At 53.6% G+C, this 18,400-nt stretch carries 20 protein-coding genes and 1 tRNA gene; 10 read left to right on the forward strand and 11 right to left on the reverse strand.

All coding sequences use genetic code 11. The features are described from left to right. The first annotated feature begins 80 nt into the window (after positions 1–80). Both AC6CHM_RS00150 and AC6CHM_RS00155 read left to right on the forward strand, forming a co-directional pair. Entirely contained in the window at positions 81–563 is a 483-nt protein-coding gene (locus AC6CHM_RS00150) for a hypothetical protein (protein ID WP_498171512.1), read from the forward strand. After that, on the forward strand, positions 560–1,135 hold the full coding sequence (locus AC6CHM_RS00155) for a hypothetical protein (RefSeq protein ID WP_498171513.1): 576 nt from the start codon (positions 560–562) through the stop codon (positions 1,133–1,135). Before AC6CHM_RS00150 ends, AC6CHM_RS00155 begins: the two co-directional genes overlap by 4 nt. Before the next feature lie 63 nt (positions 1,136–1,198). On the opposite strand, the gene AC6CHM_RS00160 is transcribed toward AC6CHM_RS00155, so the two are convergent. Both AC6CHM_RS00160 and AC6CHM_RS00165 read right to left on the reverse strand, forming a co-directional pair. After that, positions 1,199–1,564, reverse strand: a complete 366-nt coding sequence (locus tag AC6CHM_RS00160) for a DUF423 domain-containing protein (RefSeq protein WP_115051900.1) — start codon at positions 1,562–1,564, stop codon at positions 1,199–1,201. 14 nt (positions 1,565–1,578) lie between these two features. After that, positions 1,579–2,679, reverse strand: coding sequence for a pyridoxal phosphate-dependent aminotransferase (locus AC6CHM_RS00165; RefSeq protein WP_498171515.1), 1,101 nt, complete (start codon positions 2,677–2,679; stop codon positions 1,579–1,581). A gap of 211 nt (positions 2,680–2,890) precedes the next feature. Between AC6CHM_RS00165 and AC6CHM_RS00170 the strand changes: the two genes are divergently transcribed. Continuing rightward, positions 2,891–3,409: a DUF1236 domain-containing protein gene (locus AC6CHM_RS00170; RefSeq protein WP_115051898.1), complete on the forward strand. Its 519-nt coding sequence runs from the start codon at positions 2,891–2,893 to the stop codon at positions 3,407–3,409. A gap of 53 nt (positions 3,410–3,462) precedes the next feature. Here the strand turns inward: AC6CHM_RS00170 and AC6CHM_RS00175 are convergent, their stop codons facing one another. The 3 genes from AC6CHM_RS00175 to AC6CHM_RS00185 all read right to left on the reverse strand — a co-directional run bounded on the left by AC6CHM_RS00175 (position 3,463) and on the right by AC6CHM_RS00185 (position 8,859). Further along, positions 3,463–3,726, reverse strand: coding sequence for a hypothetical protein (locus AC6CHM_RS00175; protein ID WP_115051897.1), 264 nt, complete (start codon positions 3,724–3,726; stop codon positions 3,463–3,465). A gap of 571 nt (positions 3,727–4,297) precedes the next feature. Next, positions 4,298–7,516 (reverse strand): efflux RND transporter permease subunit, encoded by a 3,219-nt coding sequence (locus AC6CHM_RS00180; protein ID WP_498171516.1) that lies wholly within the window; start codon positions 7,514–7,516, stop codon positions 4,298–4,300. A 122-nt stretch (positions 7,517–7,638) separates the two neighbouring features. Next, positions 7,639–8,859: an efflux RND transporter periplasmic adaptor subunit gene (locus AC6CHM_RS00185; RefSeq protein ID WP_307283750.1), complete on the reverse strand. Its 1,221-nt coding sequence runs from the start codon at positions 8,857–8,859 to the stop codon at positions 7,639–7,641. Positions 8,860–9,039: 180 nt separating this feature from the next. Here AC6CHM_RS00185 and AC6CHM_RS00190 point away from each other — a divergent pair, with 180 nt between their 5' ends. Continuing rightward, positions 9,040–9,627: a TetR/AcrR family transcriptional regulator gene (locus AC6CHM_RS00190; protein WP_115051894.1), complete on the forward strand. Its 588-nt coding sequence runs from the start codon at positions 9,040–9,042 to the stop codon at positions 9,625–9,627. Positions 9,628–9,766: 139 nt separating this feature from the next. On the opposite strand, the gene AC6CHM_RS00195 is transcribed toward AC6CHM_RS00190, so the two are convergent. Next, positions 9,767–9,931 (reverse strand): hypothetical protein, encoded by a 165-nt coding sequence (locus tag AC6CHM_RS00195; RefSeq protein ID WP_162802421.1) that lies wholly within the window; start codon positions 9,929–9,931, stop codon positions 9,767–9,769. Positions 9,932–10,101: 170 nt separating this feature from the next. Continuing rightward, complete coding sequence (locus AC6CHM_RS00200; RefSeq protein ID WP_337353776.1) at positions 10,102–10,626, reverse strand: hypothetical protein; 525 nt, start codon at positions 10,624–10,626, stop codon at positions 10,102–10,104. A gap of 17 nt (positions 10,627–10,643) precedes the next feature. On the opposite strand from AC6CHM_RS00200, the gene AC6CHM_RS00205 reads away from it, so the two are divergent. Beyond that, positions 10,644–10,735 (forward strand) — tRNA-Ser (locus AC6CHM_RS00205). A 43-nt stretch (positions 10,736–10,778) separates the two neighbouring features. Here the strand turns inward: AC6CHM_RS00205 and AC6CHM_RS00210 are convergent. Next, positions 10,779–12,185, reverse strand: coding sequence for an adenylate/guanylate cyclase domain-containing protein (locus tag AC6CHM_RS00210; RefSeq protein ID WP_498171520.1), 1,407 nt, complete (start codon positions 12,183–12,185; stop codon positions 10,779–10,781). 180 nt (positions 12,186–12,365) lie between these two features. Here AC6CHM_RS00210 and AC6CHM_RS00215 point away from each other — a divergent pair, with 180 nt between their 5' ends. Next, positions 12,366–12,926, forward strand: a complete 561-nt coding sequence (locus tag AC6CHM_RS00215; RefSeq protein ID WP_498171523.1) for a helix-turn-helix domain-containing protein — start codon at positions 12,366–12,368, stop codon at positions 12,924–12,926. 11 nt (positions 12,927–12,937) lie between these two features. Continuing rightward, positions 12,938–13,462, forward strand: coding sequence for a GNAT family N-acetyltransferase (locus tag AC6CHM_RS00220; RefSeq protein ID WP_498171526.1), 525 nt, complete (start codon positions 12,938–12,940; stop codon positions 13,460–13,462). 114 nt (positions 13,463–13,576) lie between these two features. Here AC6CHM_RS00220 and AC6CHM_RS00225 read toward each other — a convergent pair whose 3' ends face one another. Further along, complete coding sequence (locus AC6CHM_RS00225; protein WP_498171528.1) at positions 13,577–14,446, reverse strand: LysR family transcriptional regulator; 870 nt, start codon at positions 14,444–14,446, stop codon at positions 13,577–13,579. Positions 14,447–14,556: 110 nt separating this feature from the next. On the opposite strand from AC6CHM_RS00225, the gene ampC reads away from it, so the two are divergent. Beyond that, complete coding sequence (gene ampC / locus AC6CHM_RS00230) at positions 14,557–15,720, forward strand: class C beta-lactamase (protein WP_498171529.1); 1,164 nt, start codon at positions 14,557–14,559, stop codon at positions 15,718–15,720. Here ampC and AC6CHM_RS00235 read toward each other — a convergent pair. Continuing rightward, positions 15,687–16,244 carry an AAA family ATPase gene (locus AC6CHM_RS00235; protein WP_498171532.1) on the reverse strand — a complete coding sequence of 186 codons (558 nt, stop codon included), beginning with the start codon at positions 16,242–16,244 and terminating at the stop codon, positions 15,687–15,689. The two genes, ampC and AC6CHM_RS00235, sit on opposite strands and share 34 nt — an antisense overlap. Before the next feature lie 183 nt (positions 16,245–16,427). Between AC6CHM_RS00235 and AC6CHM_RS00240 the strand changes: the two genes are divergently transcribed. Continuing rightward, entirely contained in the window at positions 16,428–17,129 is a 702-nt protein-coding gene (locus AC6CHM_RS00240) for a glycosyltransferase (RefSeq protein ID WP_115051869.1), read from the forward strand. 129 nt (positions 17,130–17,258) lie between these two features. On the opposite strand, the gene AC6CHM_RS00245 is transcribed toward AC6CHM_RS00240, so the two are convergent. Beyond that, positions 17,259–17,417, reverse strand: coding sequence for a hypothetical protein (locus AC6CHM_RS00245; protein WP_498171534.1), 159 nt, complete (start codon positions 17,415–17,417; stop codon positions 17,259–17,261). Between the two features lie 195 nt (positions 17,418–17,612). Here AC6CHM_RS00245 and AC6CHM_RS00250 point away from each other — a divergent pair, with 195 nt between their 5' ends. Further along, complete coding sequence (locus AC6CHM_RS00250) at positions 17,613–18,362, forward strand: L,D-transpeptidase (RefSeq protein WP_115051868.1); 750 nt, start codon at positions 17,613–17,615, stop codon at positions 18,360–18,362. Positions 18,363–18,400: the final 38 nt, after the last annotated feature.

Here is an 18,400-nt window from a genome sequence, read left to right on the forward strand (position 1 = left end):
CCAATTGGAGAAGGCGCATTGATGCATATAGGATTGGACTCATTGCGAACGAAACCTCATTTCTAGAGAGTTGATTTTTAATGATAAATGCGCGCCTTTCTCGTGGTGTCCTAGCCATTTCGGCCACGGCACTTGCCTCCCTTGTTCTCGCTTCGTCTGCAAGTGCGATCACAATGAAAGAATGCAGCGTCAAGTATAAGGCGGCGCAAAGCGCTGGCGAGGCGGAGGGCGTATCGTGGAGCGAATTCCGCAAGGCCCAGTGCTTGAAATCTTCGAATGAAGATGCCGCCGCAACGACGGACAAAAATTCAAAGAAGGTTGCGGAAGAAAAGCCAGCAAAAGCTGAAAAGAAAGCCGAAGCAGTGTCTGGCGAGATAAATTTCCCGGCCACCATATCCGCCAAATTTGCCAGTGAAAAGCCGGCAAAGGCGCGAATGCATACATGCCTGGAGCAATACCGTGCAAACAAAGCCGCCAATACGCTCGGCGGAACAAGCTGGATTGAAAAGGGTGGTGGTTACTACAAGCAGTGCAATGACAGATTGAAAATCGCCAAGCCATGACTCAATCTGCTGCACGTTTAGGTCGCTTGAAGTCCGGCGATGGTGGTGGCACATTCCATGGCATGGAAACACGTGTCGCATTTCTGGAAAAATCATTTGAGAAGACGGATCGCAAGCTCGACACCGTCATCCGGGATGTTTCAGATTTGAGGAGCGATGTTATCGTTTTAAAGAGCGATGTGGCTGGACTGAAAAGCGATATTTCCGGCCTTAAAATCGATGTTTCCAGCCTTAAAAGTGATGTAACCGGTCTGAAAAGTGATGTAACTGGTCTGAAAAACGATTTTTCAGGGCTCAAAGATGATGTTGGTGGTCTGAAAGGCGATTTTACCAGTTTCAGAATTGACATGGCATATCTCAAAGCCAAAGTTGATGCGCTGCCCTCGGCAATAGCCTTTGGTGAGCTTTCAGCAAAAGTCGATAGTCTGCCATCTGCCCAGGAGTGGGGAGAATTACGCGGGCGTGTTGAAAGCCTCCCTACCACTGGTAAACTTGCCAGTATGCTTGCTATAGCAGTTGGCTCGATCGCGATTATCAACAACTGGCCAGCCATTATTGCTGCGATTTTTTGACGTAGATCGTAACGTATTCGCGAATAGGGCTGGCCTTGCAATCGGGCGTTGGGTGTTTGAGCGTTAGCGCGGTGACTTGAAATCCAGCGCCTTGAAGACTGTTGCGGCCACCACGATCCAGCCAAGGATAAGCAGCGAGCCTCCAAGCGGTGCGGCAAAGGCAAACAGCCTGTCTCCGTTCAAATCCCGGGAAACCAGATCGCCGATGAAGAAAAGCAGCCCCAAAATCAGGATTAGTCCACCTAAATAAGAAGCGCGGCTGAGCTTTCCGAGCAAAGAGAGCGACAGAAATGCCGGTGCATGGATCAAAAGGATCGGCGCAATAGTTGCCATATGGCCGCTGGTGCTGTGGGCCGCCGCTGCATAGGCTGCAATGCCCGCCGCGCCGAACAAGCCGCCCAAACCCACAAACCCCCGATTTATTTCCACGCTCTTCTCCCTGTCTAGCTTGCGGCCTGCAATGCCAGTGGCAATTGCTGCTCGAATATATCGAGTTCAGCATCAAGACCGACGCTGACCCTGATGCAACGGTCAAGCCCCGGTGCCATTGGTTTGCGCACGAAGACATCCCGTTCGATCAGTCCGTTCAATACGGAAAGTGCGTAAGCCCCATCTTTTCCGCAATCAATGGTAACGAAATTGGTGGCTGACGGGATGGCCTGCAATCCGTTCGCTTCGGCTATTGCGCTTATCCGGTCTCTTGCTGCTATGATCTTGCCCACGACCTGTCGCAGATAATCCTGATCTTTGAGCGCTGCAAGCGCTGCAATCTGGGTCAGCTTGTTCATGCCGAAATGATTGCGGATTTTGTCAAAAGCAGTGATTTGCTGTTGCGCGCCGATAGCATAGCCACAGCGCATGCCAGCAAGACCATACGCCTTGGAAAAGGTGCGCATCCGCAAAACATTGCTCCGCGATATATCGATTGCGGGTTTGGAGCTGGCAGGAGCAGTCTCGCCATAGGCTTCGTCGAGGATAAGCATTGTCGTTGGCGGGAGTGCATCTATGAAACGTTCAACGTCTTCTGCGTCCCACCAGGTCCCCATGGGATTGTCGGGATTGGAAAAATAGACGAGCGGCGCATTCTCGCGCTTTACTGCATCGAGAAGCGCGCTCAAATCTTCTCTATCGTCGCGATAGGGAACAGTTATCAAGCGCCCGCCAAATCCAGCCACATGGAAATTGAACGTAGGATAGGCACCCAGCGACGTTACCACAGGAGTATCCTCGCTGACATATTGACGAACAGCCAGCCCGAGCAAAGTATCAACGCCTTCGCCCACGACAATATTGGAGGGGGCAACATGCAGATGGCTTGCCAATGCATGCTTCAGGTCGAAGTTTTCCGGATCAGAATATTTCCAGGACTCGGCGGCATGTTTCTGTATGGCAGCGATGACGGATGGGGCAGGGCCAAAGCCATTTTCATTCGCCCCGAGACGAGCACGAAACAGGCCGTTGCGTTTGCGCTCAAGCGCTTCCGGCCCAACAAAGGGCACTGTTGAGGGCAGTGAATCTATGAGGGGAACGAGCTTCGGGTTCATAAGCAAAGCGATAGCAGTTTTCCTGAGCTAAACCAGCAAAACTTAACCTGAAATCCCAGGAAATCCGCTAATTTTTTCGTTGTGCCGACATCTGTTTGGCATGCTTATGTTTCAGCCTGTCGCACGACGTGTGCCGCAAATTTGGAACCAAATCTGTCTCTTCAAGGTTTTGCAGCCAGTGGGACAATGAAGATAACAGAGAGGCCACGAAATGAAAAAGATTCTTGTACTGACCGCAGCGGCGTTGTTTGCCACTTCCGGTCTCACATTTGCGCAGGACACAGTGGTTGTTGAAGTTCCACAAAGTGCACGGGACTATGTGATTGCCAACCCGTCCGATCCTGTCGTGATCGATGATGAACTGTCACAAGGCTATGTTGTGCCGGAAGATGTTGTAGTCAGGGAAATTCCTGAAAGTCCGGGCTATGGCTATATTTATGTGGAAGGTCGCCCCGTCATCGTGTCGATGAACGACCGCCGTGTCGTATATTTGTCTGATGCAGGCGGCCCAAGCGCTGGTAGCGCATTTCCGGACGAGGTAATCACCTATGTCGAAAAACATCCAAGTGATCCGGTTGTCATCGAAGGTGAGCTGACAACAGGTGTGGTTGTCCCTGCTGACGTTCCGCTCGTTGAAGTGCCGGATCAGCCTCGTTACTCTTATATCTATGTGGATGACCGTCCGGCATTGGTCGAAAGAGAAACGCGCCGGGTTGTCTGGGTGCGTTAAGGCTCGATTTTAGTGGGAGAGAGAAGCGTCGCCGGTTAATTCCGGCGGCGCTTTTATCGCCACCTACGATGATATCTATTGCCATAGAAGATGATAGGCGGATTATTGAAGCGCATCTCGTCAAACTGAGCGCGTGATGCAGCGCGACGATCCAGTTCCAGATTGAGCAGGCAGGAGGCAAAGCCATCACCGCCGCGCTTGAATCCATACGATGAACAGGTTTGGCTATCGATTGCACGGCGCTCTTCAGGTGTCATCGTGGTACAACCGGTTATCACAAATGCGGCGAGCAGTGCCGATCCAATCAACAATCTCATAATATCCTCCACTGCAAATGGCAGTCATTCTTGCAGTAGATTTATATCATTGTGTTAGGGAAACGAATAGCAATCAGAGGTCGTGTCAGACTGGAACCGCAATGGCGGTAAGGGCTCTACACAAATAGCAGGCCAATAATCATCAAAATGACAATCGCCCCTGCCATTACTGGCAGAAGCGAAAAACTCGATGCAGTGGTTTGAGGTTTCAATACCAATTTGGCAAAGCTAGAAGAACGGTGGCAGCTACTTGAGTAACCACCAGAAATGTAACCAGAGGAATAAAACCGTCACTGATTTTGCGGTTGTCATTAGCAGCGCTTGTCATGTGCATCTCCCGATTTGATGGCCTCAAAATACTGAAGTCATGATCGTTAGGGCCGAACATCGGCATGGTCACAAGACTGTAACATCCTGAAATCTTTTGTCACCCCTAAAAGCGCACAAAAACGAATTCCAGCAGCTGTCTCGTGGCCTCGATAAAAACTTCGGTTGAATAAAGACCGTCATTCCAAAGGCTTAGAGGAAGTGGCGCAGGCAAATAAATTTATCTGCGCCACCGTATATTTTGTTACTCAGCCGGGGTTGCTGCAGGCGCAATTGCGCCCGAATCATGGCTGGAGTCGCCTTCGAAGGTGCTGGCGTGATGGCTCTTGAGCGGACGGTTGCCCGTCATCGCACGAACAAGAACATAGAATACCGGCGTGAGGAAAAGGCCGAACAGCGTCACACCGATCATCCCGGCAAACACGGCCACGCCCATCGCGCTGCGCATTTCCGCGCCCGCTCCTGTGGAAGTGACCAGAGGGACGACACCCATGATGAATGCCAGCGAGGTCATCAGGATGGGGCGCAAACGCAATCTGCTTGCCTCGATCACCGCCTTGAACGGTGTCGATCCGGCAAATTCCAGTTCGCGTGCAAACTCCACGATCAGGATGGCGTTCTTGGCCGATAGCCCGACAAGCACGATCAGCCCGATCTGTGTGAAGACATTATTGTCCCCACCCGTCAGCCAGACACCGCTAAGAGCGGCAAGCAGTCCAAGCGGCACGATCATGATGATCGAAAGCGGCAGCGACAGGCTTTCATATTGGGCAGCCAGAACCAGAAACACCAGAAGGATCGAGAGCGGGAAGATCAGATAGGCAGAATTACCCGCAATAATTTCCTGATAGGTCAGTTCCGTCCATTCAAAGCCAATACCCGCGGGCAATGTTTCCGCCGCAATCTTTTCCACAGCGGCGCGAGCCTGACCGGAAGAGAATCCCGGCGCAGCATTGCCGTTTACATCGGCAGCAAGGAAGCCATTATAGCGCTGGGCGCGGTCTGGTCCGGCTGTTGACGTTACCTTGATCAGCGCCGAAAGCGGGATCATTTCTCCTGAGCCGGAGCGAACTTTCAGATCGCCAATATCCTCTGCTTTGGCCCGGAAATTCGACTCCGCCTGCATGCGGACGGAGTAGGTGCGTCCGAACTTGTTGAAGTCATTGACGTAAACCGAACCCAGATAGATTTGCAGCGTATTGAAAATCTCCGGCAGCGATACGTTGAGCTGGCGCGCCTTGGACCGGTCAACATCGGCGTAAAGCTGTGGCACGTTGATCTGAAAACTGGTGAACAGCCCGGTCAATTCCGGAGCAGTTGCAGCCTTGGCAAGGAATCCCTTGGTTGCACCGTCCAGCGCCTCATAGCCGAGACCATTGCGATCTTCGATCTGCAGCTTGAAGCCGCCGATAGAACCAAGACCCTGAACCGGGGGAGGCGGGAACACTGCACTGAACGATTCCTGAATTCCTGCCAGCTTCTGGTTGAGCTGCATGGCGATGGCGCCAGCACTCAGCTCAGGTGTTTTCCGCTCCTCAAATGGTTTTAGCGAGACGAAAACCACGCCGGCATTGGAGCTATTGGTAAACCCGGCGATGGATAGGCCCGGAAAGGCAATCGTGCTTTCCACACCCGGGATTGACAGAGCCATGTCGCCGATACGGCGGACAACAGATTCTGTCCGGTCAAGCGTTGCGCCATCTGGCAGCTGCGTGAAGCCAACCAGATATTGCTTGTCCTGTGGCGGAACGAAACCGCCAGGTACAGTGCGGAACATCAGCGCTGTTGCACCAATGAGCACGATATAAATGCCCATCATAACAGTCTTGCGCGAAATCACGCCGCGTACGCCCTTGCTGTAGCCGTTTGCACCACGCGTAAACACGGAGTTGAAGCCACGGAACAGCCAACCCAGCGTTTTGTCCATGAACCGCGTCAAAGCGTCTTTCGGCTGGTCATGTCCTTTGAGCAGCAAGGCGGCAAGGGCAGGAGAGAGCGTAAGCGAGTTGAACGCGGAAATGACGGTTGAAATTGCAATTGTCAGCGCGAATTGGCGGTAAAACTGCCCTGTCAAACCGGTGATAAAAGCCAGCGGAACGAACACGGCAACCAGCACGAGTGCAATCGCGATGATCGGTCCGGAAACTTCGCGCATGGCCTGTATGGTTGCGGCACGCGGCGCGAGGCCATTTTCAATGTTTCGCTCGACGTTTTCCACCACCACGATGGCGTCATCGACGACGATACCAATAGCCAGAACCAGACCAAACAGGCTCAGTGCGTTGATGGAAAAACCAAACAGATGCATGACGGCGAACGTACCGACAATCGATACCGGCACCGCAATAAGCGGGATGATCGAAGCGCGCCATGTCTGCAAAAACAGAATGACCACGAGAACGACCAGCAGAACGGCTTCAAGCAGCGTATGGACAACGGCCTCGATGGAGGCGCGAACGAACTGCGTCGTATCGTAAACGATCTTGTAGTCCACGCCTTCCGGCATGGTCAGCTTGGCCTCTTCCATCGCAGCACGAACCTGATCGGCGATCTGGATCGCATTGGAGCCCGGAGCCTGGAATACAGGGACGGCCACTGCCGATTTGTTATCAAGCAGGGAACGCAAGGAATATTGCGCTGAACCCAGTTCAATACGCGCAATATCCCGCAAATGCGTAATCGCGCCGTTCGGCGCGGTTTTGACGATGATCTGGCCAAATTCTTCTTCAGTGGCCAAACGCCCCTGTGCATTCACTGAGAGTTGCAGATTGACGTCGTTCTCATTTGGAGAAGCACCGATCGTACCCGCTGCCGCTTGCACGTTCTGAGCTCTGATCTCGCTCAGAACATCAGTCGCGGAAAGACCGAGTTCCGCGGTCTTTTGCGGATCGAGCCAGATGCGCATTGAATAATCGCCTGATCCGAACAGCTGCACATCGCCAACACCGTCAATACGGGCTAGGCGATCCTTGATGTTGATCAATGCGTAATTGCGCAGATAGGTGATGTCGTAGCGATCGTTCGGCGAAATCAGATTGACCACCAGCATCAGGTCCGGCGAGCTTTTTACCGTGGTGATGCCAAGCGCCCGCACTTCTTCCGGCAGACGAGGCTCTGCCTGTGAAACGCGATTTTGGACCAATTGCTGTGCCTTGTCCGGATCGGTGCCAAGAGCGAAGGTCACTGTCAGCGTCAACTGGCCGTCAGATGTTGCCTGGCTGCCCATATAGAGCATGCCTTCAACGCCGTTGATGGATTCTTCCATGGGCGTTGCAACTGTTTCTGCGATGACCTTCGGATTTGCGCCCGGATATTGCGCGCGCACCACGATGGATGGCGGAACCACGTCCGGATATTCGGAAACCGGCATCGTCGTCAGCGCGATAAGGCCGCCGAGGAAGATGATGAAGGACAGGACCCCCGCAAATACCGGGCGATCAATAAAGAAATTGGAGATGTTCATAGCGATTCCGCCTGCCGATGAGCGCGTAAGGCCAAAAACCGTTTTCGGTTTCTGGCCGGTGCTACACGCATTTCAAATACTGCCATGCCGTGCCTCAATTTAAGCACACGGCGCAGCAGATCTTATTGTTTGACGTTGGCCTGCTCGGCCTGCGCCTGCAACTGGTTGGATGCATTGGCGCCCATGGCCACCATTTCAGGTGCTACAAGAGAACCTGGCCGTATGCGCTGCAGTCCATTGACAACCACCTTGTCTTCCGCCTGCAGGCCGGATGTCACGATCCGAAGGCCGTCAGCCTTGCCGCCCAAAGAAATCTCGCGATACTCAACGACATTTTGCGGGTTGACCACCATCACGAACTTCTTGTTCTGATCTGTGCCGACAGCTTTCTCATCCACCAGCAATTCCTGCCGTTCATTTGCCTGACCCATGCGAACCTTGGCGAACTGACCGGGCATGAGGCGACCATTGGCATTGTCGAAAACGGCGCGCACTTTGACCGTGCCACTGTTTGTTTCGACACTGTTATTGATGAGCTGGAGCTTGCCTTGAACATCGGCCTTGCCCTGCACATCCATCTGAACAGGAATGCGGTCGACGAAATCGCGGTTGTTCAACCCTTCAGGGAGATCGGCAAGGGCATTGGCCACAACGTTTTCATCGGCTTCGAAGCTTGCATAGATGGGACTGATCGAGACCAGAGACGTCAGCAATGGCGCAGCAGGTCCTGCGGCAATCAGATTGCCTTGCGTAATCTCGATGCGTCCAACACGGCCGCTGATCGGCGCGCGGATATCCGTATATTCGAGATTGAGCGTTGCTGTCTTGAGCACTGCCCGCGCAGCTTCAAGGTCGGCGAGCGCGCCAGCTTCGACATTCCGGCGCTGATCGTAATCACTCTGGGAAACAGTGCGGGAATCGATCAGGCGTTTGCCGCGTTCCAGCTCGTTCTTGGCAAAGGCCAGTCTCGATTCAGCCGCGCTTACCTGCGCTTTTGCCCGTGCAACTTCTGCCTCATAGGGAGCCGGGTCAATCTTGACGAGCAGATCGCCTTGTTGGACTACCGAGCCTTCCTTAAAGTGAATGGATTGAACAGCACCAGCAACGCGCGAACGCACATCGACCTGATCAACCGCTTCAAGACGGCCTGAAAATTCGTTCCACTGGCTGACAAGTTTGGGCTGTACTATCGCAACGGAAACGGGGGTCGCCTGCGCAGGGGCCGCCTGCTCGCCTTCCGCATGGCTTTTGCTAAAGTCGAATATCTGGGTGCCGCCGGCCACGCCAAGCGCCAGAACGAGGCCGCCAATGGCGAGATTTCTTTTGAGTGTGCTGATTGACATCGTGGTCATCCTGCTTGAATTTTTCACCATTGGGAGGATGGTGAACGGGAATCCGGTTGACCGAATTCTTCATTGACGTTCCATACCGATCGGTATAGAACAGCGATATAAGGCTGCGGTACAGTAGCTGTCAATGGAATTTTATACCGAACGGTATAATTCTTTTAGGGAGTATTGTCCATGGGACGCCCGAGGGAATTTGATGCGGACGATGCTCTGCAGACGGCCTTGGAACTGTTCTGGCGCAAAGGTTATGAAGGTACGTCGATCACCGATCTGACTGACGGCATGGGTATAACCAAACCCAGCCTTTATGGGACCTTTGGCAATAAGGAAGAACTTTTCCGTATGGCGCTTGAGCGCTATGAGCAGAATTACATGGCCTTCTTCTGGAAAGCGCTGGAGCAACCTGATGCGCGCTCGGTAGCGCGCGACGTCTTGTTTGGCTTCGCCAATGCGCAGACCTGTGATTGCAATCCGAGTGGTTGCCTTGGAATAAATGCTGCCATGGGATGCAGCGAGGCCGCCGAGGCGGTTCAAAAAACAATTATTGAACGGCGGCAGATTGGCCAGAAAGCGTTGACGAGGCGGTTCGAACGCGCCAAGCGCGAGGGCGACCTGCCATCCGATAGCAATCCGGAAGATCTGGCCCGCTATATCCTCACCGTGTCGCAGGGAACTGCGGTACAGGCTGCCAGTGGCATAGGGCGTGAGGAAATCCATCGCCTTGTCGATATTGCCATGCGGTCCTGGCCGGGGTCTAATTGAGCCGCTGCATCGATATTGCTCCACGCACTATTTGCTCTGCAATAAGCCCTGTATTTCCGGTTCCTCAAACCCGCCCAACAAAAAGCCCCGCTGACGGTTATCCGCGCGAGGCTTTTTAAACTTTGATGAGATTCAGATTTTACTGATGCTGCTCTTTCAATGGGACCTTACGCCGGGGAGCCAAATTTTCCATCGGCTGCTTCTCTTCAACGGAAGGCTTCTTTTCGGCGATAGCCTGACGCAGCATTTGCCACTCTCTTTCGTGACGGAGGTAGATGTCCTGCGGAACGGTAGGTGTCGTCATTCTGCACTCTCCAATTGAGGTCTGTAGCCCCTATAATGTTGGAGATAGGACGCTGGTTCCTGATTCTCAATTCAAGATTTGCGGCTTTCATTTACACTCCGCATAGTTGCGAAAATCGCCTGTGCCGCGCAGTAAAATTACAAAATACATCCGATTTTTTAGCCGAAAAATCACGGCTGTTTTTTCAACCGATTTAGAGATTCATAGCCAATCCGGACCTTTTCAGCGAGAGTGAGCAACTTGTCCTTGCATGTTTTCGAATCAAGATCGCCAGGCTGCTTTGGTGATGCGATGACATCTCTAAGCCAGCCGCGCACGGTTTGATCAGCCTCTTCAGATGACTTGCCAATGGCTTTGAGTACAGTTTCGCTGCTTTCAATGGCTGAATAATGGGGTTCACGTCCAAGCGATGCCTGGCACTGGTAGGATGTTATGACCAGTGCCTTTGCGTCGGCGGTGACCTGACCTTTGCTTGCACCAGTTGTGGTGCAGGCGCAAATGCCCGTCAGCAGCAGCACCATCACGATCTTGCCTGAAAATCTCATACCATCCCCCATCCAGAAGTGCAGGCTATTCATCTGATCGGGCGATGTCGAGGGACGAGACAAATTTGCTCTGTTCAAAACCCGTTGCAGCGCAGGATTTCGATTTTTGAGGAGCATTTGAACAAAACCCTTGCCAACAATGGGTTTCATCTTTAGTCAGCGTCCTCGGAGAGGTGGCCGAGTGGTCGAAGGCGCTCCCCTGCTAAGGGAGTAGACCCGTTAAACGGTCTCGAGGGTTCGAATCCCTTCCTCTCCGCCATTAAACGGCTCAAATTGATTTGATGCCGAAGAGCGGATGAAGCTCACGACAGGGCAAAAATTCTGACCTCTCTGCCGATACCCTGAAGCTCCGCCATTCTGGAGGCCGATGTGATTCCGCTCTCACGGAGGATCTCTAAAACCTGGGCATCCCCGACAATCGCTTCCGTCGTCATGATCACATTGGGATCGGCAAGGCCCTGGACACGGGAAGCGATGTTGACGGTCTGGCCGAAATAGTCCTGCCGGTCGTTCAGGTTGACTGCGAGGCATGGTCCCTCATGAATACCGATCTTCAGGAGTAGATCGTCGCTGCCGTGTTCGGTGTTTAACCGAAGCATCGCCTCTCGCATCCTGAGCGCAGCCGCCACCGCGCGGTCCGGGCTTGGAAAGGTCGCCATTACGGCATCTCCTATGGTTTTGACGACCGCCCCGGTCTCCGTGGCGACGATCTCGTGAAGAACCCGGAAATGCCCCCGCACGAGATCGAAGGCGGCCAGATCTCCAACGCGTTCGTAGAGGGCCGTCGAACCCCTCAGGTCGGTGAAGAGAAACGTCAAGCTGGTGATCTTGAGACGCTGGTCGACATCAAGGGTGTCGATCCGATATATGTCGCGGAAACTCTGGTTTGTCAGCAGACGCTTGGCTGTCAGAAAAGGTCGCCTGCGGCCCAGAAGATCGTGCAGTTCATCGCCTGCGATGCAGACATTCGGTACCACTCGGCGATCGGTATGGTTCTCGAGAGTGAGCCGCAGCAAGCCAGGACGGAGGGTAATCGTTTCGTTCAGCGCATGCGCCCGACTGATGACCATCGACAGGGTTTGACGTTCGTCGGTCGGCTCGCCTTTCACGTCGATGAACTGCGCTGAGTGCGTCACCGCATCGAAGATGATCACGAATTGCGCCGGCAGTTGCAGCGAGACGAAAGCCTTTTCGCCCGGAGCAAGCTCGATCATCTCCAGCTGAATGCGTGCGAACCGCGCTTCGAGGTCCTCCGGTAGGTCAACCCCGGAGCTGAAGAATATCTGGCGGTAATATTCGAGCGGAGGCAGCCGATCAGGATCGTGGGCGGCAATCCTGCGTACTCTCGGGCTGACCGTGAACGTGACCTCGACCATCTCGTCGAGGGTGGGTTCGTATCCGGCCGCACAGAGCGCACAATGGTAAGTCTCGTGGACGACCCCTTTGAGGGATGCGCCGCTGTCAAGGACGCCGCCGCATCCCGGGCAAAGCACGTTCCAGGTCATCTCGAACGCGCCTATGCGGGCTGCATGGAGAAGCGCTGCAATGGTTTTCTCTTGATCAAGATGGTACGTATCGGCGAAGGCGAGTGCATTGATGCGATTGAGATCGCGATCCGAGCCGTGTCTGACAACGTTCTCGATGCATTTGACCGTCTGCGGGTCAGCCGCTTGTCGCAGGGTCGCAAAAAGTACGTCCACTTCGCTCATTAGACAAGTCTCCGTCTGCAGAACCCACGGCGGACGACGCCAGGACCAGGATCATAACACGGGAATGTTCCAATAGAAATCTATGGGCATGGATATTACTCGCCCGAGCGACTTTGTCCTTCCAGACGAGACAACATTTTTGCATTTGCGTTTGTCCATAAATGAGATTAAATCTCAAATATGGGAATTATCATACGCGACCAAAATCACGCTCTTGCTGAGCACCTGCGCAGTTTGCGGATGAAACGCGGCCTGACATTGCAGGATCTGGCGTTGAGCAGCGGTGTCAGCCGGGCCACTCTATCGAGGATCGAGAAGGGCGAGGTCAGTCCGACGGCGGAGACGCTTGGCCGCTTGGCTTCCGCCTTCGCGCTGCCACTATCACAACTCTTGACGCCGCTCGAGCCGGATTACGTTCCGCTACTGCGCCGTGCTGATCAAAGTATTTGGCTGGACCGCGAAAACGGGTTCTCCCGCCGCACCCTCTCGCCTCCAAGCGGGCGGCTGAAGCTGGAAATGATCGAGTGCGAAATCGCGCCCAATCAGCACATTGTCTATGACAGCCCGGCTTTTCCGGGCCATGAACATCATCTTGTCGTCTTGGCTGGTTCGCTCACGCTGATCGTCGATGACGTTCGGTATGATCTGAGCAAGGGCGATTGTCTTCGCTATCAATTGCGCGGCGGATCGTCTTTCGCGACCGGCGATCAACCCGCCCATTATATTATCGCTATGGCTTAAGGAGCCTCGGAATGGAAGTCCAGATTATCGAACTTGATGCTCGCGCGATCGAGGAAAGGTTAGAAGACCTCTCACAAATTCTCGCCCTGACCGTGGGGCAAGGCGCAGCGGTCAGCTTCATGGCTCCGCTGTCCGTCGAGGATGCGAGCCTGTTCTGGTCCAAAAATGTCCAACCCGAAGTCGTCGCCGGACGAAGAATCCTCTTTGGTGCAGAACGTGCGGGAAATCTTCTTGGCACCGTGCAACTTCTCACCGCCATGCCTGATAATCAGCCCCATCGATGTGAGATTGCCAAGATGATCGTCCACCCGCAAGCTCGCCGGCTTGGTATTGGCCGAACTCTTATGAACCATGCCTTGAGCAGGGCTCGTGAGCTTGGAAAAACGCTTGTCACGCTGGACACACGAACCGGCGATGTCGCTGAACCCCTTTATGCCTCCACTGGTTTTAAGGTTGCAGGTATAATCCCGGACTTTGCGTGGAATCCGGACGGAAAGGCGAAACACGCGACCACCTACATGTTTCGCCATATCTAATACTTGCGACCAAGGCGGGTGGTGGTTTGCCCCTGCTTTTGGCCGTTTCAGCAGGTTATGGTTCAAGCAGCCCGCACTAGCGCAGTTCCGGCCATTCAGTGCCCGACGCTGCCCTCAAACCTGCGCCGTAATCCACCCTGAAAATGCTTCCATGGCCGGGGTAGGGAGGCGCGATTGCAGCCGCGTCAGCCAATAGCTTCCGAGTGAAATCGAAGTCTGGAAAGGTTGCTTGATTGCGCCGGATGAAAGTTGCCGCGAAAACATTAAGGGGGGAGCCAACGCAATGCCGATCCCTTGGAGCGCGGCCTCCATCATGGCGAGCGAGGAATCAAATACGATCCCTTTGCTGAGTTGCGGCGAGGCAGCCACCCCAGCCGCCTCAAACCATCGGCTCCATTCATCCTTGCGGTAGCTTCGCAGCAGGGGCTGAGTGGCGATATCTCCCGGCTCCTGCAGTTTCTCCGCCAGCTCCGGAATGCAAAGCGGCGATAGCGGCGCCTCAAAAAGGCGAATTGCCTCTGTTCCATGCCACGAGCCGTCGCCAAATCTAATGGCAAAATCGAGCCCTTCTGCGGCGGTGTCGACGCGATTATTATTGGTTGATATCCGCACATCGACAAAGGGAAATTGCCGCTGGAAATCCGGCAATCGAGGCAGCAGCCACCCCACGGCAAATGTTCCGACAGCGCCAAGAAAAAGCAGCTCGCGCACATGGCCGCCCTCTATGCGCTCAAGCGTATTGGCCAACTGGTCAAAGGACCCCGTTACAACGGGCAGGAGCGCTTCTCCCTCGGCAGTGATTTTTAGTCCACGCGGAAGACGTTGAAAAAGCTGTACGCCAAGCCGCGTTTCAAGGCTTTTCACCTGCTGGCTGACAGCAGCCTGCGTCACGTAAAGTTCGATTGCTGCTCGTGTGAAGCTCAGATGCCTTGCAGAGGCTTCAAAGGCCCGAAGACCATTCAGGGGAAGAAAGGGACGAACCATATCTGACCTAGTTTTTCTTATGTCAGATACCAGATATCATCGTTTGTTTTCAGATTACAGTGCCAATAGAGATTTGCCTGGTAGCGATCACGGCACAAGGAATTTGCATTATGAAACGGAAAATTGCCACAGCTTTGGCGGGCTCTCTCTTGATCACGGGCGTTTCGGCTACGCTTAGCCATGCGGCCGATGATGCGAACAGGATTAAATCTCTCGTAGACGCCGCAATCCGTCCCGTTATGGATAAGAATGCTATACCAGGCATGGCTGTCGGCGTCGTTGCTGACGGAAAGTCCTATATATTTGAATATGGCGTTGCTTCAAAAGATACAGGAAAAGCGGTCACGCCTTCGACGATTTTCGAGATCGGATCAATCAGCAAAACATTCGTCGTGACCCTCGCAACCTATGCGCAAGCCAATGGCCAGATTTCGCTGTCCGACCCCGCCAGCAACTATCTTCCTGCGTTTAGAGGCACCGAATTTGGCAAGATTCCGCTGCTCCATCTGGGTACGCATACGCCAGGGGGCTTTCCCTTGCAGGTGCCGGATAACGTCAAGAATGACGATCAGATGATAACTTATCTGAAGAACTGGAAGCCTGCCTATAAGCTTGGCACAACCCGGACCTATGCGAATCCAAGCATCGGGATGCTCGGCGTGATCACTGCCAAAGCGATGAACAAGGATTTCACCTCTCTCATGGAAGGCACTTTATTCCCGGGGCTCGGTCTCGCCAGCACCTATATTGACGTGCCGAAAAGCAAAATGAAAGATTACGCGCAAGGCTATACGAGCAAAGACAAGCCTGCCCGCGTAAACAAGGCTGTTCTGTCCTCGGAAGCCTATGGGGTGAAGACGACTGCGCCAGACATGGTCCGTTTCATGCAAGCAAATATGAACATGGTCAAGCTGGAGAGCAAGCTGCAGCAGGCGATTGCGGATACGCATAAGGGCTATTTCAAGGTTGGAGCAATGACCCAGGATTTATTATGGGAACAATATAGCTATCCTGTTTCGTTAAGTGCTTTGCGACTGGGTAATTCGCGAGAAATTTCTTCAAAGCCGGTGCCTGTTGAACAGATCAATCCACCCACGGAACCGCGTTCTGATGTGTGGATCAACAAAACTGGTTCAACCAATGGTTTTGGTGCCTATGTCGCATTCGTGCCCGAAAAGAAGATCGGCATTGTCATTCTGGCGAACAAATATTACCCGAACGAAGAGCGTATCAATGCTGCTTATGAAGTTTTGACCAAGCTGGACTCCAAATAATATCTACTATCGAGAAGCGCTGCTTTGATAGCTTCCAGCGTCTGGGCGCGGTTCAGCCCGGCCATATCGATAGCGTGGTTTTCGAGATCACCCAGCGATGAAAATTGCTGATGCAAAGCGCTGATCGGCCCGGGGTCGGTCAGCGTATTGCCGCCCCGCACCCGGCATCGCTCGATCGCCTCATCCAGAAGAGGCCGCAAAACAATATAGTGGAGCGGTGCAGTGACCTTGCGAAATGGTTGCAGGAACCAGGGGCCGATGATGCCGTCTACAACGACGAAGAAGCCGCCTTCGGCATAATCCTCAGCCACGCCCGCCAGGACCTTGATGACAGTCTCGTTTTGCGCATGTGCCTCTGGCAGGTAGGGCTGGATCAAGCCGCTTTTTATATAGTGCCAGAAGTCATCTGAATGCAGATGAACGGCCGGAATGCCGGATGCGGTTACAAGCAGCTCTGCGGCAGTGCTTTTCCCGGAACCCGGAGGCCCGGTTAGAATCAGAATGTGACCAGCCAGATTTTTCATGCGTTCCTCAAAACAGGTTTCATTCATGCCCGGAAGCCGCCGGTTGGGTTCATGGCATGAAAAAAACATACTCACAGTTGCATGTTGCGCGAACTACACCATGACTTGACTATTTCGGTCATATAAACAATTTTCTCGCCAAACGCAGCATGGCACTAAAACCAAACATGCAAAGGAAGCATCATGGATAGGTCACTTGATATCTACATAGGCTGGGATTCCCGCGAGCCCATAGCATATGAGGTAGCAAAATCCACCATCCTGAAAAACGCATCGATCCCGGTGAATGTACACCCGATCGTGTTGCAGGATCTCGTTGATAAGGGCGCTTATACGCGCGATGTCGACCCGCTCGCTTCAACGGAATTCACCTATTCGCGCTTTTTTACGCCCTATCTCGCCGGTTATAAGGGCTGGGCTTTGTTTTGCGATTGCGATTTTCTGTTCTTCTCCGATGTGGCAGAGCTTTTGCAGTATCGCGACGAGAGCAAGGCTGTAGCCTGCGTCAAGCATGACTATCAACCGAAGGCCGGGGTCAAGATGGACGGCAAGGTGCAGACCACCTACCCACGCAAAAACTGGTCATCCTTCATGCTGTTCAATTGCGAACATCCTTCGACGCGCCAGTTGACACCCGAATTGATCAATCGCGAAAGCGGCGCATATTTGCACAGGATGCAATGGGCGCAGGACGACGAAATCGGTGAAATCCCGACAGAGTGGAACTGGTTGGAAGGCTGGAACGAGAAGCCAGCAAGCGGATATCCGCATGCCGTGCATTTTACCAATGGCGGTCCATGGTTCAAAGATTGGCAGAATGTCGACTATGGCGATATCTGGACCAAAAAGGCATTGGAAATTGACCCGGAATTCAAGCCGATCTAAAGCAATTCCAGGAAAAGTGCGAAGCGGTTTTCCGTCCGGAATTGCGTAGACAAAGGTCAATTCCAGGAAAAGTGCGAAGCGGTTTTCCGTCCGGAATTGCGCAAGCAAACACGCTTTACACGCAAACAACTATGGTGGAATGCAATAATGGACGGCGGCGACCTGGCGCAGTTCCACCACAAGTTGAAAAGCAACTTCGGCTTCCGAATGAAACCGTATAGTCCTCAAAATGCTGCTGTAACCTTGACCATGCGGCAGCTTTTGCCAACCAAACAGGCTGGCAACCACGCCGTCACTCCTTCGTCGGTTCCTGACTAAATCCCTCGACCTTGCCGGCCAATCCCTCCGGCAGAACAATTCGATGGGCAAAACTTGCTCTAGCATGACTTGGGGCATGGTCCCGATCACATCTATATGTTTAGACATGATGGCCGCAACGCAACTATTTAGCGTTCGAATCTCATCCCGTGAACGTGTTGGAACATGACCAGATCCATTCAATTATCCCGCCGCACTTTTGTTTTCGGTTCCATGGCCGCGAGCGCTGCTCTTGGCGGATGCACAACGACAGCGACAACGCAGCATGCCGAAATCGCGCCGCCAAAGCCGCGTCCCGTAAAGCAATCCTTGCCGACAGGATTAGCTTCCCCATCGGAACTTGAACTGCGATATGCCGCACTTCAAGATGGGGGACATTCAATTCCTGCGATACCCTTTCAGCAGATGGATCCGAAATATTATCGTCAGCGTGTGACAGACCCCACCGGCGAGCCCGCAGGGACGGTTGTTGTCGATACGGTCGGGCGCTTCCTTTATCTGGTGGAACCGGGCGGAACAGCAATGCGCTATGGTGTTGGTATCGGCCGCGATGGTTTTGCCTGGCAAGGTGAGGGGATTGTTCATTGGCGGCAGCATTGGCCACGTTGGAAGCCGCCGGCAGACATGATTGCAAGACAGCCGGAGCTCGCAAAATACTCCGTCGAAAATGGCGGAATGGAGCCGGGAGTCAAAAATCCACTCGGTGCGCGCGCACTTTATATATTCCAGAACGGGCAGGACACGCTTTATCGTCTTCACGGATCACCGCAATGGCGCTCGATTGGCAAGGCGACGTCGTCCGGTTGCGTGCGCCTGATCAATCAGGATGTGATCGATCTATATGACCGTGTGCCGTATCACGCGCGAATCGTCGTTCACCAATCTCCCCTTGGGGCGCCGCAAACTCAGGTTTGATAAAAGCGGGTCAGCATCGGGAAGTCTTCCAAACACCA

The sequence above is a fragment of the Phyllobacterium sp. GQ127 genome, assembly GCF_059758635.1.

Coding starts and splice junctions, on each gene's coding strand:
- AC6CHM_RS00150 (WP_498171512.1), top strand. CDS start 81: ATGATAAATGCGCGCCTTTCTCGTGGTGTCCTAGCCATTTCGGCCACG.
- AC6CHM_RS00155 (WP_498171513.1), top strand. CDS start 560: ATGACTCAATCTGCTGCACGTTTAGGTCGCTTGAAGTCCGGCGATGGT.
- AC6CHM_RS00165 (WP_498171515.1), bottom strand. CDS start 2,679: ATGAACCCGAAGCTCGTTCCCCTCATAGATTCACTGCCCTCAACAGTG.
- AC6CHM_RS00170 (WP_115051898.1), top strand. CDS start 2,891: ATGAAAAAGATTCTTGTACTGACCGCAGCGGCGTTGTTTGCCACTTCC.
- AC6CHM_RS00175 (WP_115051897.1), bottom strand. CDS start 3,726: ATGAGATTGTTGATTGGATCGGCACTGCTCGCCGCATTTGTGATAACC.
- AC6CHM_RS00180 (WP_498171516.1), bottom strand. CDS start 7,516: ATGAACATCTCCAATTTCTTTATTGATCGCCCGGTATTTGCGGGGGTC.
- AC6CHM_RS00185 (WP_307283750.1), bottom strand. CDS start 8,859: ATGTCAATCAGCACACTCAAAAGAAATCTCGCCATTGGCGGCCTCGTT.
- AC6CHM_RS00190 (WP_115051894.1), top strand. CDS start 9,040: ATGGGACGCCCGAGGGAATTTGATGCGGACGATGCTCTGCAGACGGCC.
- AC6CHM_RS00195 (WP_162802421.1), bottom strand. CDS start 9,931: ATGACGACACCTACCGTTCCGCAGGACATCTACCTCCGTCACGAAAGA.
- AC6CHM_RS00200 (WP_337353776.1), bottom strand. CDS start 10,626: ATGAAACCCATTGTTGGCAAGGGTTTTGTTCAAATGCTCCTCAAAAAT.
- AC6CHM_RS00210 (WP_498171520.1), bottom strand. CDS start 12,185: ATGAGCGAAGTGGACGTACTTTTTGCGACCCTGCGACAAGCGGCTGAC.
- AC6CHM_RS00215 (WP_498171523.1), top strand. CDS start 12,366: ATGGGAATTATCATACGCGACCAAAATCACGCTCTTGCTGAGCACCTG.
- AC6CHM_RS00220 (WP_498171526.1), top strand. CDS start 12,938: ATGGAAGTCCAGATTATCGAACTTGATGCTCGCGCGATCGAGGAAAGG.
- AC6CHM_RS00225 (WP_498171528.1), bottom strand. CDS start 14,446: ATGGTTCGTCCCTTTCTTCCCCTGAATGGTCTTCGGGCCTTTGAAGCC.
- ampC (WP_498171529.1), top strand. CDS start 14,557: ATGAAACGGAAAATTGCCACAGCTTTGGCGGGCTCTCTCTTGATCACG.
- AC6CHM_RS00235 (WP_498171532.1), bottom strand. CDS start 16,244: ATGAAAAATCTGGCTGGTCACATTCTGATTCTAACCGGGCCTCCGGGT.
- AC6CHM_RS00240 (WP_115051869.1), top strand. CDS start 16,428: ATGGATAGGTCACTTGATATCTACATAGGCTGGGATTCCCGCGAGCCC.
- AC6CHM_RS00250 (WP_115051868.1), top strand. CDS start 17,613: ATGACCAGATCCATTCAATTATCCCGCCGCACTTTTGTTTTCGGTTCC.